12 protein-coding genes are annotated in these 12,225 nt (G+C 69.3%); 3 read left to right on the top strand and 9 right to left on the bottom strand.

Annotated elements, in window-relative coordinates:
• Nucleotides 1-4: 4 nt before the first annotated feature.
• The 7 genes from ABZZ22_RS15205 to ABZZ22_RS15175 form a co-directional block, all read right to left on the bottom strand.
• On the bottom strand, nt 5-961 hold the full coding sequence (locus tag ABZZ22_RS15205) for a GNAT family N-acetyltransferase (RefSeq protein WP_354932720.1): 957 nt from the start codon (nt 959-961) through the stop codon (nt 5-7).
• A 102-nt stretch (nt 962-1,063) separates the two neighbouring features.
• Nucleotides 1,064-1,603, bottom strand: a complete 540-nt coding sequence (locus tag ABZZ22_RS15200; protein WP_354932718.1) for an NAD(P)H-dependent oxidoreductase — start codon at nt 1,601-1,603, stop codon at nt 1,064-1,066.
• A 64-nt stretch (nt 1,604-1,667) separates the two neighbouring features.
• Nucleotides 1,668-3,278 (bottom strand): citramalate synthase, encoded by a 1,611-nt coding sequence (gene cimA / locus ABZZ22_RS15195; protein ID WP_354932716.1) that lies wholly within the window; start codon nt 3,276-3,278, stop codon nt 1,668-1,670.
• Between the two features lie 183 nt (nt 3,279-3,461).
• Nucleotides 3,462-4,988 (bottom strand): serine/threonine-protein kinase, encoded by a 1,527-nt coding sequence (locus tag ABZZ22_RS15190; RefSeq protein WP_354932714.1) that lies wholly within the window; start codon nt 4,986-4,988, stop codon nt 3,462-3,464.
• A 178-nt stretch (nt 4,989-5,166) separates the two neighbouring features.
• A complete protein-coding gene (locus ABZZ22_RS15185) occupies nt 5,167-6,252 on the bottom strand; it encodes a branched-chain amino acid aminotransferase (RefSeq protein ID WP_354932712.1) in 1,086 nt (361 codons plus the stop codon).
• 112 nt (nt 6,253-6,364) lie between these two features.
• A complete protein-coding gene (locus ABZZ22_RS15180) occupies nt 6,365-7,450 on the bottom strand; it encodes a 3-isopropylmalate dehydrogenase (protein ID WP_354932710.1) in 1,086 nt (361 codons plus the stop codon).
• A gap of 10 nt (nt 7,451-7,460) precedes the next feature.
• Entirely contained in the window at nt 7,461-7,631 is a 171-nt protein-coding gene (locus ABZZ22_RS15175; RefSeq protein ID WP_354932708.1) for a hypothetical protein, read from the bottom strand.
• A gap of 266 nt (nt 7,632-7,897) precedes the next feature.
• Between ABZZ22_RS15175 and ABZZ22_RS15170 the strand changes: the two genes are divergently transcribed.
• Nucleotides 7,898-8,467, top strand: coding sequence for a class I SAM-dependent methyltransferase (locus ABZZ22_RS15170; protein ID WP_354932706.1), 570 nt, complete (start codon nt 7,898-7,900; stop codon nt 8,465-8,467).
• A gap of 19 nt (nt 8,468-8,486) precedes the next feature.
• Here the strand turns inward: ABZZ22_RS15170 and ABZZ22_RS15165 are convergent, their stop codons facing one another.
• Nucleotides 8,487-9,182: a DsbA family oxidoreductase gene (locus ABZZ22_RS15165; RefSeq protein WP_354932704.1), complete on the bottom strand. Its 696-nt coding sequence runs from the start codon at nt 9,180-9,182 to the stop codon at nt 8,487-8,489.
• A gap of 150 nt (nt 9,183-9,332) precedes the next feature.
• Here ABZZ22_RS15165 and ABZZ22_RS15160 point away from each other — a divergent pair, with 150 nt between their 5' ends.
• Together ABZZ22_RS15160 and ABZZ22_RS15155 are read left to right on the top strand one after the other, a co-directional pair.
• Nucleotides 9,333-10,250 carry an ATP-binding cassette domain-containing protein gene (locus ABZZ22_RS15160; RefSeq protein WP_354932702.1) on the top strand — a complete coding sequence of 306 codons (918 nt, stop codon included), beginning with the start codon at nt 9,333-9,335 and terminating at the stop codon, nt 10,248-10,250.
• Nucleotides 10,247-11,083: an ABC transporter permease gene (locus tag ABZZ22_RS15155; protein ID WP_354932700.1), complete on the top strand. Its 837-nt coding sequence runs from the start codon at nt 10,247-10,249 to the stop codon at nt 11,081-11,083. Before ABZZ22_RS15160 ends, ABZZ22_RS15155 begins: the two co-directional genes overlap by 4 nt.
• A gap of 111 nt (nt 11,084-11,194) precedes the next feature.
• Here ABZZ22_RS15155 and ilvC read toward each other — a convergent pair whose 3' ends face one another.
• On the bottom strand, nt 11,195-12,220 hold the full coding sequence (gene ilvC / locus ABZZ22_RS15150; protein ID WP_354932698.1) for a ketol-acid reductoisomerase: 1,026 nt from the start codon (nt 12,218-12,220) through the stop codon (nt 11,195-11,197).
• Nucleotides 12,221-12,225: the final 5 nt, after the last annotated feature.

Raw genomic sequence — 12,225 nt, 5'->3', positions numbered from 1 at the left:
TCCCTCAGGCTAGCCGCCACTCGTCCTCGAGCATCGCGTAGCTCACCAGTGTCGCCCACTCGCCCTTGGTCCATTTCGCGTCACGCTCGACCGCCTCCTTACGCATCCCGAGCCGCTCGACCACCCGCGCGGAGGCGGCGTTGCGCTCGTCGACCTTGGCGATCACCCGGTGCAGACCGAGCTCGTCGAACGCCAGCCCGAGCAGCGCCCGAGCCGTCTCGGTGGCGAATCCGCGCCCCTGGAACTCGGGGTTGAAGGCATACCCGATCTCCCCCGATCGCTGCTCCTTGCTGTGCCAGAAGAGCACGACGTCACCGATCAGCCTGCCCTCGTGCTCGACCGCGAGAGAGAGCACCTCACCTTCGCGGCGCAGGACGGAAAGACGCCTCTCTGGGACGTACGCCTTCCGCAGCTGGTCGCGATCGCGCGGCATCAACGGGGTATAGCGGCACACGTCCTCGAGCGAGAGATAGGCGTGCAGGTCCTCGAGATCGCGCTCGACGTCGATCGGCCGCAGCGCCAACCGCTCGGTCCTGATCGGGTACTCCGGCGCCAGGGCGGGCTCGGCGAGCTCCTGAAAGAGACTCAGGTGCAGGTCGGCGGGCCCGTCGAGACGCGCGTTGAGCGACTCCCACGGGGTGCGGGTGGGTGAGGCCACGAGTGCCGCGCCACCCTCGACGAGCCGGTCGGTGACCGCGGCGGAGTCGTCGACCTCGAACGCCATCCGTACGTGCCCGGCCACCGGGCGTCCGACCTCGACCTCGTCGATATAGGCGTGCTGGGCCGGGTTCGCGAGCTCGAGCGTGGCTCGGCCGGCGTCGAGGATGATCACCTCGGCACCGTCGGGGCCGGAGATGGCGGCCTGCTCGGGCAGCCCGAGGGTGTCGCGGTAGAACGCCACCGCTTCTTCGTAGTCCTTCGCCTCGACCACCACACGAAGCTGCTTCACGGGTCCACTCATGGCCGCAACGTACGGCCTAAGGCCCGCAAGCGCACGCGATAAATGACGAAGGTCAGGTCTCCCCCCGGGAGACCTGACCTTCTGGTGCCGCAGGCTGGGGAATCAGACGGCAGCGGGCGCGAAGCCCGCGAGCTTCTCGACGGCAGCCGCGAAGCGCGCCTGCACCTCGGCGTCGGCGAACACGTCGATCTCGTGGGCCGGCTGGGAGACGATCGCGTCCTCGACGACGATCGCGCCGGCGATGCCGACGGAGCGAGCGGCATCGGCGTGCGCCCACTTGCCGCCGTAAGGGGTCGGGGTCACGCCGACGACGGAGACGACCTTGCCCTTGATGGCACCCGCAGCGTACGGACGGGAGAGCCAGTCGATCGCGTTCTTGAGCACGCCCGGGATGGTGGCGTTGTACTCCGGCGTCACGATCAGCACGCGGTCGGCCTCGGTGATCGTCTTGCGGAGCTGAGTCACGGCCTCGCCCGGGTCGGCCTCGAGGTCCTCGTTGAAGAACGGCAGCTCGCCCAGGCCCTCGACGATCTCCAGGGTGACGCCCTCGGGCGCCCCGGCGGCGAGCTTCTCGGCGAGCTTGCGGTTGGTGGACTCGGCGCGCAGGCTGCCAACGAGTACGGCGATGCGGGTGTCGGACACGGGTTCTCCTCGAATGACGCGGAAAGTTCAATGTTGAACTGTCCAACGCCCTCCCGGCGGAGATTCATTCCGCGGCGACTACCGCTGCGGATGTGGCCCTGCTCACATTGCGTCGCAGTCCGAAGGTGAGCCCGTCGACCAGCGCCTCCCAGGACGCCTCGATCACGTTCGAGCCGACGCCCACGGTCGTCCAAGAGGTCACCCCGTCAGAGGTCTCGATCAGCACCCGGGTCTTCGCATCGGTGCCGTGACCCTGGTCAAAGATCCGCACCTTGAAGTCGATCAGGTCGAAGTCGGCGACGACGGGGAAGGCACGCGTGATCGCTGCCCGCAGCGCCTGGTCCAGTGCGTTGACCGGGCCGTTGCCCTCGCCGGTCGAGACGTGGCGTACGCCGTCGGCATGGATCTTCACGATCGCCTCGGTCGTCGAAGCCGCCTCCGAGCCACCACCGCGGGCCTCGGAGATGACCCGCCAGGACTCGACCTCGAAGTAGGCAGGGCGCGCGCCCTCGACCTCCTCGATCAGGAGCAGCTCGAAGGAGGCGTCGGCCGCCTCGAAGGTGTAGCCGCGCTGCTCGGCCTCCTTGACCCGCTCGGTCACCCGGGTCACCAGGTCGCGGTCGTCGGAGAGGTCGTAGCCGAGCTCACGCCCCTTGAGCTCGATCGAGGCCCGGCCGGCCATGTCCGAGACCAGCAGCCGCATGTCGTTGCCGACGCCCGCCGGGTCCATGTGCTGGTAGAGGTCGGGGTCGACCTTGATCGCGGAGGCGTGCAGGCCGGCCTTGTGGGTGAAAGCGGAGGCGCCGACGTAGGGCTGCCGCCCCGCGGGCGGCACGTTGGTCACCTCGGCGACCGCATGGGCGACGCGGGTCGCATCGGCCAGCAGACCGGCCGGGAGCACCTCCCGCCCGAGCTTGAGCTGCAGGTTGGCGACCACGGAGACCAGATCGGCGTTGCCCGTACGCTCCCCATAGCCGTTGATGCAGCCCTGGACGTGCATCGCGCCCGCCTCCACGGCGGCCAGCGAGTTGGCGACCGCGCACCCGGTGTCGTTGTGGCAGTGGATCCCGACAGCGCCCTGGGTGGTCTCGCGGACGTCGTGGACGACGTCGGAGACCCAGCTCGGCAGCATTCCGCCGTTGGTGTCGCACAGTGCGACGACCTCGGCGCCTGCCTCGTAGGCCGTCCTGAGGACCTCCATCGCGTAGTCACGGTTGGCCCGGTAGCCGTCGAAGAAGTGCTCGGCGTCGAGGAAGACCTGCTGGCCATCCTCGCGCAGGTGGGAGACGGTGTCGCGGATCATCGCGAGGTTCTCCGCGAGCGTGGTGCGCAGCGCGAGCTCGACGTGGCGGTCGTGGGACTTCGCCACCAAGGTGACGACCGAGGCCCCGGAGTCGCGGAGCGCGGCGACCTGGGGGTCGTCTGCAGCCCTCACCCCGGCCCTGCGGGTCGACCCGAACGCAGCCAGCCGCGCGTGCTTGAGGTCGAGCTCGGAGACGGCTCGTTTGAAGAACTCGGTGTCCTTCGGGTTCGCCCCGGGCCAGCCGCCCTCGACGAACCCGACGCCCAAGCCATCGAGATGCCGAGCGATCGCGAGCTTGTCGGCGACGCTGAGGTTGAGGCCCTCCTGCTGCGCACCGTCGCGCAGGGTGGTGTCGTAGACGTGGAATTCCATGGCTCTTCTGTCCTCGGGCTGGGCTGGATCTGCGGTCAGGGGCGGTGACTGGGCAACAAAAAACCCTCTCGGGTACGAGAGGGTGGCGCGTCGAGCGGAGCTCGGCGCGCTAGCGAATGATGATGACAAAGGTCGTCATGGCCCTGATCCTGCCACGAAATCTCCCTCAGTGGGACGGGCGTCTCACCAGCCGAGGAGCTCGACCCACCACGACTCGTCGCCGCCGGAGAACTGCGGACCGTCCTCGGTCAGGGTCTGGATCGGGAAGAGAGCCAGAGTGAGGACCACCGCGAACCCGAGGATCCACGGGACCCATCGCTCCGAGACCCGTCGGACCACCTTGGTCACCGGGTCACACATCCGGTCGCGTCCGGAGCCGGTCCACAGCGCGACCACGAACGCCAGCCCTGCAAAACCCAGAGCCGCCGGCAGGGAGAGCTGCAGGGCGAAGCCGATCAACACTGCCGCCACCACGAACCCGAAACCCCACGTGCCCACCACGAACGTCTTCGGGAGCGAGCGGACCAGCCGCCAGGGAGCGCCGAGCAGGAGCCGGGGCGCGTCATGCCACTTGCGGCCGCGATACCAACGCCAGCGACGCAGATCGCCGGCTGCCAGGGTGCCGGCCCGGATCAGCCACGCCGCGCCGAGCACGGTCCAGAAGCCGACGCTCGGGAACGCGGCGATCAGGCCGACCGTGAAGGCGAGCAGACCGAGCCAGATCGCCCCGCGGCGCAGCTTCTCCAGGCCGCGGTCGCGGCGGCTGTTCGGCCGCGGGCCGGGCCGGCCCGGCTGGCCGGCCGGAGGGAACGGCGCGGCCGGGGTGGTGGCCTTCTCACGCTCGGTCCGGTCGCTGAGCGAGAGCTGCTCGACCGGCTTGTGCACGAACGGTCGGCGCGGCGTACGCAGCCACTCGCGCACCTCGTCCAGCGTCGGGCGGTCGGCGGGATCCGGCGAGAGCGCCTGGCCGAGCAGCCCGCGCAGCGGCTGCGGCACGCCCTCCAGGTCGTGCTCACCGCGCCGGGCCCGGTCCATCAGCTTCATCGAGTTGCCCTCGCCGAAGGGCGGGCGGCCGGTCGCCGCGTACGCCACCACGGCGGCCCATGAGTGAACGTCCGAGGCCGGAGTGGCCGGGTCGCCGACGGCGATCTCGGGCGGCAGGTAGCCGGGTGTGCCGATCAGCAGGCCGGTCACGGTGATCTTCGGGTCGTCGGCGACGCGGGCGAGCCCGAAGTCGATCAGGATCGGCGTACGTCCTTCCATGATGATGTTGGCCGGCTTGACGTCGCGGTGCAGGACGCCGACGGCGTGACAGTCGGCGATACCCTCGGCCAGGTCGCTGGCCAGCTGCTCGACGTCGTCGCGCGAGAGCACGCCCTCGTTGACGATCTTGTCGTGCAGCGTCGGCCCCGGGACGTAGCGGGTCGCCAGCCACGGCACCTCGCCCCACGGGTCGGCAGCGACCACCCCGGCGACCCACCTGCTCCGCACCCGCTGCAGCGAGGAGACCTCGCGCGCCAGGCGCTGGCGCCCCTCCTCGTCTCCGACGAACTGCGTACGCAGCACCTTCAGCGCCACCCGCTCGCCGCTCACGCGGTGGCCGGCCAGGTGGACCCGGCCCATCCCGCCCTGCCCCAGCAAGGAGAGCAGGTCGTAGTCACCGACGCTCTCTCGTCGGCTCACCCGGGGTAGGCGCGGGGCTGTCGTCACGGGACAAACCTTATCCGCCACAGCCGACACCCCGCCGAGGCGTCACCTACGTCGGCCGAGGCGTCACTTACGTCGGCCGAGGCGTCACCCGTTGCCATCACGACCGACGGGAGCGACGCCTCGGCCTACGTACCTGACGCTTCGACCGACCGGGCTGACGCCTCGGCCGACGTCTCCGCTAGACGATCTGGCGCATCCAGCCGAAGGTGTCCTCGGCGCGGCCGAACTGGATGTCGACCAGCTGCTTGCGGATGGTCCGCCAGACCTCGCCGTCACCGGCCGAGGCGATGGAGCCGCCCTCGTGGACGAGCTCGCCGACCGGGGTGACCACGGCGGCGGTGCCGCAGGCGAAGACCTCGGTGATCTCACCGGACTCGACGCCGGCCTTCCACTCGTCGATGGTGAACTTGCGCTCCTCGACGGTGTAGCCGAGCTTGCCCGCGAGCTCGATGATGGAGGCGCGGGTGATCCCCTCGAGGATGGTGCCGGTCTCGGGGGTGACGATCCGGCCGTCGGCGTGGACGAAGTAGAGGTTCATGCCGCCGAGCTCCTCGACGTACTTCCCCTCCTGCGCGTCCAGGAACACGACCTGGTCGCAGCCGTTGGCCGAGGCCTCGGCCTGGGCGACCAGGGAGGAGGCGTAGTTGCCACCGGTCTTGGCCGCGCCCATGCCGCCGCGGCCCGCGCGGGTGTAGTTCTCGCTGAGCCAGATCCGGACCGGCTTCACGCCGCCCTTGAAGTAGGAGCCGGCGGGCGAGGCGATGACCATGTAGGTCACGTGCTGGGCCGGACGAACACCGAGGAACGACTCCGAGGCGAACATGAAGGGCCGCAGGTAGAGGCTCTTCTCGTCGCTCTCCGAGGCCTCGGGGACCCAGCGGTGGTCGACCTTGACCAGGTCGAAGACGGTCTGCACGAAGTCCTCGATCTCGAGGACGGGCAGAGCCAGGCGCTCGCTGGAGCGGGCCATCCGGGCGGCGTTGGCCTCAGGCCGGAACGACCAGATCGAGCCGTCCTCGTGCCGGTAGGCCTTCATGCCCTCGAAGATCTCCTGGGCGTAGTGCAGCACGGCTGCCGACGGGTCCAGGCTGATCGGTGCGTACGCCTCGATGCGACCGTTGTGCCAGCCCTGTTCGGGCGTCCACTCGACGGTGAGCATGTGGTCGGTGAAATGGTTGCCGAAGCCTGGGTTCGCCAGGACCTCCGCGCGCTGCTTGTCGGTGGCCGGTTGGGTCGACAATGTGGTGCTGATCTCCATGACCATGAGATTAGTCCTGTTCTGCGAGGGCTGTGCTATCGCGGGCGGGGTAAATGATGAGGACAGAGAAAGGGCCGGACGCAGGAGAATCTGCGCCCGGCCCTTCGAGGGTGAGCGTCTAGCCGACTACTCGCGCGGCGATCGCGTCGCCGACCTCGGAGGTCGCACGAGGCTCCGAACCGCGCTCGGAGAGGTCGGCGAGCACGGCGGCGTCGATGGCAGCGGCAGCCTCGGGGCGACCGAGGTGCTCGAGCAGAAGGGCCCCGGACAGGATTGCCGCGGTGGGGTCCGCCTTCTGCTGACCTGCGATGTCGGGGGCGGAGCCGTGGACGGGCTCGAACATCGAGGGGAACTCGCGGGAGGAGTTGATGTTGCCGGAGGCGGCCAGGCCGATGCCGCCGGTGATGGCAGCGGCGAGGTCGGTGATGATGTCGCCGAAGATGTTGTCGGTGACGATCACGTCGAAGCGGGCCGGGTCGGTGGCGAGGAAGATCATCACCGCGTCGATGTGGAGGTAGTCCACGGTGACGTCGGGGAACTCCTCGGCGACCTGCTGGGTGATCCGCCACCACAGCGAGCCGGCGTTGACGAGCACGTTGGTCTTGTGGACCAGGGTCAGCTTCCTGCGCGGACGCGCCTGGGCGCGGGCGAAGGCGTCGCGGACGACCCGCTCCACGCCGTAGGCGGTGTTGACCGAGGTCTCGGTGGCGACCTCGTGCGGGGTTCCGACCCGCATCGCGCCCCCGTTGCCGGTGTAGAGGCCCTCGGTGCCCTCACGCACCACGACGAAGTCGATCTCGCCCTTGTCCAGCACCGCCGGCGACAGCGGGGAGGTCGCCCCCGGGAAGAGTCGCGACGGACGCAGGTTGACGTAGTGGTCGAGCTCGAAGCGGAGCTTGAGCAGCAGCCCGCGCTCCAGGATGCCCGGGGGCAGGTTGGGGTCGTTGGGCTTGCCGCCGACCGCTCCGAGCAGGATGGCGTCCTGCTCCTTGATCTCGGCGAGAACAGACTCGGGCAGGACCTCGCCGGTGGCGAGATAGCGCTCGGCACCGAGGTCGTAGCGGGTCTGCTCGAACTTCACCGGCTCCGCCGAGGCGGAGCCCGAGGCGATGTTGGCAGCGACCTCGAGCACCTTCAGGGCCTCGGCGGTCACCTCCGGTCCGATGCCGTCGCCGGGGATCACTGCGAGGTTGGTCGTAGACATGACGGCGAGACTAGTTGTCGTCGGGCAGCTGGCCGCCGTTGTCCCGCAGGTCGAGCGCCTGCTGGACCGCGGCGATGGTGTTCTCAACGCTGTGCGGGTTGTCCGGGTCGTGGCTCGCCGGGCCCCACTCGCGGCCCCACTTGTCGTATTCGGCCGGGCTCTCGGGGTACATCGCGTACATGGCTTCTTCCTTCACACGTCAGGGAATCAGAGGGTGTGGGAGAGAAGCCGGGGTCTTTGGAAGACGGAAGCCACCGCGACGAGGTGGCTTCTCCTGCGGTCGTTACCGCCGGGCCCCGTCGCGGCACTCGAGTACGAGAAAAATGCTCCGCATGGTGTTCTGACGTTAACCCGGCAGACGCCTCGAGAGAGCGAATCTGGACGAATGGTCCGCCATCCGAGACGCCCGTGCGCGCGATCACACCCGTCATCAGGAAGACTGGCCCTGTGAGTGCACCCCCAGAGCTTCCGGACATCGTGACCCGCGCCTTCGACGTCTCCCGTCGGGCGGGGTACGTCTCGTTCTGCCGCAACGAGACCGGACGGCTTCTGGCGACCCTCGCGGCCACCCGGAGCGGCACCATGGCGGAGTTCGGGACCGGATGCGGTGTCGGCACCGCCTGGCTGCGCAGCGGCGTACGCGGCGATGTGGCCCACATCGTCTCCGCCGAGCTCGACGAGCACCTCGCCAAGGAGGCCGCCGAGATCTTCGCTGACGACGGGCACGTCGAGGTGATCGCCGCCGACTGGGGCATCCTGCGCGACCGCGGCCCGTTCGCCCTGCTCTTCCTGGACGCCGAGACCCCCGGCGGGGTCTCCCCCGACCAGCTCGCCGAGCTGGTCGAGGAGGGCGGCATCGTCGTCATCGACGACCTCATCCCCACCGACCTGTGGCCGCCGATCGTCTACGGCCGGGTCGACAGCCTGCGTGAGTCCTGGCTCACCGACGAGCGCTTCACCACCGTCGAGGTCATGGTGGCCCCCGACACCAGCGTCCTGATCGCCACCAAGCGCTAGATCGACTCCGGCCCGACGGTCAGATGGCGCAGCCGTCAGGACCGCAGGCGTCACCGTCGCCGACGATCGTCAGCGCCGGCTTGCTCTCGGCGTGCACCCGCTCCAACAGCTGGCTGAACACCTTCGTGGGCTGTGCACCGGAGACGCCGTACTTCTCCTCGACGACATAGAACGGCACCCCGGTCGCGCCGTAGGCGCGGGCCTGGTCGACATCGGCCCGTACGTCGGCCGCGAACTCGTCGCTGGCGAGCACCTCGTCGACGCGCGCGGCGTCGAGACCGACGTTCACCGCGGCCTGCCGCAGGACGGCGTGGTCGCCCATCGACTCGCCCCGGGTGAAGTACGCAGCGAGCAGCTCCTCCTTGAGCGCGGCCTGCCTGCCCTCGGCCTTGGCCAGGTGGATCAGCCGGTGGGCGTCGATGGTGCGCGCGTGCGGGGTGTCCTCGTAGCTGAACTCGAGACCGGCAGCGGCGGCAGGGACGCTGACCTGCTTCATCATCTCGCGGGTCTGCTCGACTGAAGCACCGAACTTCTTCGACAGCGCCTCGACCGTGGTCTCGACCGGCACCTGCGGCGCGGTCGGGTCGAGCTCGAAGGAGTGGTAGACGATCTCGACGTCGTCGCTGTGCTCGAAGCCCTCCAGGGCCTCCTCGAGGTGTCGCTTGCCGATGTAGCACCAGGGACAGACGACGTCGGACCAGACATCAATACGCATGTGGCGGGAACGTTTCGTCCGGTACGAAACATTCCGCAGCAGATGGGCAGGGCCCCTGAGACGGTCTCAGGGGTGACCAGGGGAAGGTCCGGGAGCCCGCCAGGGATCTGCCGGACGCGGCCGAGAGTCGGTTGGGGCGAGGCTCGATGCATGATCCAGATCGATGCCCTCTCCAAGAGGTACGGCGGGTTCACGGCCGTCGACAACGTGACCTTCAATGCCGAGCCCGGCCGGGTGACCGGCTTCCTCGGCCCCAACGGCGCCGGCAAGTCCACGACCATGCGCATCCTGGTCGGGCTCACCGATCCGTCCTCCGGCAGCGCGCATCTTCTGGGACGCCACTTCTCCCAGCTGCCCAACCCCGGCCTCGAGGTCGGTGTCCTCCTCGACGCCTCCGCACAGCACGGCGGCCGCACCGGCCGCGAGATCCTCACCCTGGCCGCCCGCACGATGGGCCTGTCGAAGACCCGCGTGGCCGAGACGCTCGAGCGGGTCAGCCTGACCGAGGAGGAGGCCGGACGGCGCGTACGCAACTACTCCCTCGGGATGCGGCAGCGGCTCGGGATCGCGACGGCCCTGATCGGGGACCCGGAGGTGCTGATCCTCGACGAGCCGGCCAACGGGCTCGACCCCGCGGGCATCCGCTGGATGCGGGACCTGCTGCGCGGCTTCGCCGACGACGGCGGCACCGTGCTGCTCTCGTCCCACCTGCTGCACGAGATCGAGGTCATCGCCGACGACATCGTGGTCATCGGCAACGGCCGGATCGTCGCGCAGGGCACCAAGCAAGAGCTGCTCGCCGGCGGCGGGACGTACGCCCGTACCAGCGACCTCACCGCCCTCGGCCGGGCGCTCCAGCGTGCGGGCCACACCGCCGAGATCACCACCGAGCGTGCCGTCCTCAGCGACGCCGACCTCGCCGCCGTCGGCCAGATCGCCTTCGACGCCGGGCTGGTGCTGACCGAGCTCCGAGCCGCCGACGGCGCCGGCCTGGAGGAGATGTTCCTCCAGCTCACCGCCTCTACTCAGCGCGACCACCTCGTGACCCCGGAAGGGACCGCAGCATGACCACCACGACCGTCGCCCCAGAGCCGGCCAGCCCGGCAGGGCACCAGCAGGAGGCGGCCCACCGCCGCACGCGGGCCGTCCCCGCCCCGATCCCGTTCACGCGCGTGCTCTCGGTCGAGCTGCGCAAGATGTTCGACACACGTTCCGGCTTCTGGCTGGTGGCGAGCATCGGCATCCTCGCGGTGATCGCCACCGCGGCGATCATCGTCTTCTCCGCCGACGATGGGCTCACCTACAGCATGTTCGCGACGGCGATCGGCATCCCGATGGCCGTGATCCTGCCGATGATCTCCGTGCTGTCGGTCTCGAGCGAGTGGAGCTCGCGTACGGCGCTGACCACCTTCACCCTCGTCCCCAGCCGCGGCAAGGTGATCGGTGCCAAGGCGGCCCTGACTGTCGCCCTTGGCGTCGTCTCGATGGCAGCCGCGCTCGGGATCGGGGCACTGGGCAACCTGCTCGGCACCGCCATCGCCGGAGTCGACGCGGGCTGGGACATCTCCGCGGTCATCTTCGCCCAGATCGTCCTGGCCCAGATCATCGGCATGCTGATGGGGTTCATGCTCGGCACGCTCTTCCGCAGCTCACCGGCGGCGATCGTCGGCTACTTCGTCTACGCCTTGGTCCTGCCGACGATCTCCAACGCGCTCGTCATGGTCAACGAGTGGTGGCGCGACCACGGCGCCTGGCTCGACCTCAACTGGGCCTCCACCCGCCTCTTCGACGACGACATGACCCGGGAGGCCTGGGCGCAGCTCGGCACCGCCACCGCCCTCTGGCTGCTGATCCCGCTTCTGATCGGCCTCCGCCTGACCCTCAAGTCCGAGGTCAAGTAATCCGCCGAGTCGGCGCGAACTGACCACAAATCCAGCCGAGTCGGCGCGTTAGAACGCGCCGACTCGGCATGGTTTTCGGTCAGTTTGCGCCGACTCGGCACTCTTGGGGGATCAGCGGGCGGCTGAACCCTCGGTGTAGTCGTCGTCGGCCTGGCTCCACGAGAAGTGGGCGCGCAGGGCCTTGCCGGTGGCCTCGATCGGGTGACCGGCCTCCTCCTCGCGCAGCTTCTGGAACTCGGTCGCACCGTTGTCCTGGTCGGCGATGAACCGAGCGGCGAAGGAGCCGTCCTGGATCTCGGCGAGCACCTGCTGCATGGTCTCCTTGACCTGCGGGCCGACGACGCGCGGGCCGGAGACGTAGTCGCCGTACTCAGCGGTGTCGGAGATCGACCAGCGCTGCTTGGCGATGCCGCCCTCCCACATCAGGTCCACGATGAGCTTGAGCTCGTGAAGCACCTCGAAGTAGGCGATCTCGGGCTGGTAGCCGGCCTCGGTGAGCGTCTCGAAACCGGCCTGGACGAGGTGCGACACGCCACCGCAGAGAACGGCCTGCTCGCCGAAGAGGTCGGTCTCGGTCTCCTCGGTGAAGGTCGTCTTGATGACCCCGGCGCGGGTGCCGCCGATGCCCTTGGCGTACGCCTTGGCGATGTCCCAGGCGGAGCCGGAGGCGTCCTGCTCGACGGCGATGATGTCCGGGATGCCGCGGCCGGCGACGTACTCACGACGGACGGTGTGGCCCGGCGCCTTCGGGGCCACCAGGATCACGTCGACACCCTCGGGAGCCTTGATGTAGCCGAAGCGCACGTTGAAGCCGTGGCCGAAGACGAGGGTCTTGCCGGCGGTCACGTGCGGGGCGAGCTCGTCGTTGTAGAGCCCACGCTGGTGCTGGTCGGGGGCGAGGATGACGATCACGTCCGCCTCCGCGGCGGCGTCGGCCGGGGTGAGGACCTTGAGGCCCTCCTCCTCCGCCTTGGCGGTCGACTTCGAGCCGGGCTGCAGACCGATGCGGACGTCCACACCGGAGTCACGCAGGTTGAGCGCATGGGCATGGCCCTGGCTGCCGTAGCCGATGACCGCAACCTTCTTCGCCTGGATCAGCGAGAGGTCGGCGTCGTCGTCGTAGAAAATCTCAGCCACGAGGG

The sequence above is a fragment of the Nocardioides sp. NPDC006273 genome, from assembly GCF_040613495.1.
GTDB lineage: Bacteria > Actinomycetota > Actinomycetes > Propionibacteriales > Nocardioidaceae > Nocardioides.
Note: the sequence above shows the minus strand (reverse complement) of the source record. Positions and strands in the feature narration are given on the sequence as shown.

Excerpts from the sequence above, each read along its gene's own strand:
- ABZZ22_RS15205 (WP_354932720.1), bottom strand. The coding sequence starts at position 961 with ATGAGTGGACCCGTGAAGCAGCTTCGTGTGGTGGTCGAGGCGAAGGAC.
- cimA (WP_354932716.1), bottom strand. The coding sequence starts at position 3,278 with ATGGAATTCCACGTCTACGACACCACCCTGCGCGACGGTGCGCAGCAG.
- ABZZ22_RS15185 (WP_354932712.1), bottom strand. The coding sequence starts at position 6,252 with ATGGTCATGGAGATCAGCACCACATTGTCGACCCAACCGGCCACCGAC.
- ABZZ22_RS15180 (WP_354932710.1), bottom strand. The coding sequence starts at position 7,450 with ATGTCTACGACCAACCTCGCAGTGATCCCCGGCGACGGCATCGGACCG.
- ABZZ22_RS15175 (WP_354932708.1), bottom strand. The coding sequence starts at position 7,631 with ATGTACGCGATGTACCCCGAGAGCCCGGCCGAATACGACAAGTGGGGC.
- ABZZ22_RS15165 (WP_354932704.1), bottom strand. The coding sequence starts at position 9,182 with ATGCGTATTGATGTCTGGTCCGACGTCGTCTGTCCCTGGTGCTACATC.
- ABZZ22_RS15160 (WP_354932702.1), top strand. The coding sequence starts at position 9,333 with ATGATCCAGATCGATGCCCTCTCCAAGAGGTACGGCGGGTTCACGGCC.
- ABZZ22_RS15155 (WP_354932700.1), top strand. The coding sequence starts at position 10,247 with ATGACCACCACGACCGTCGCCCCAGAGCCGGCCAGCCCGGCAGGGCAC.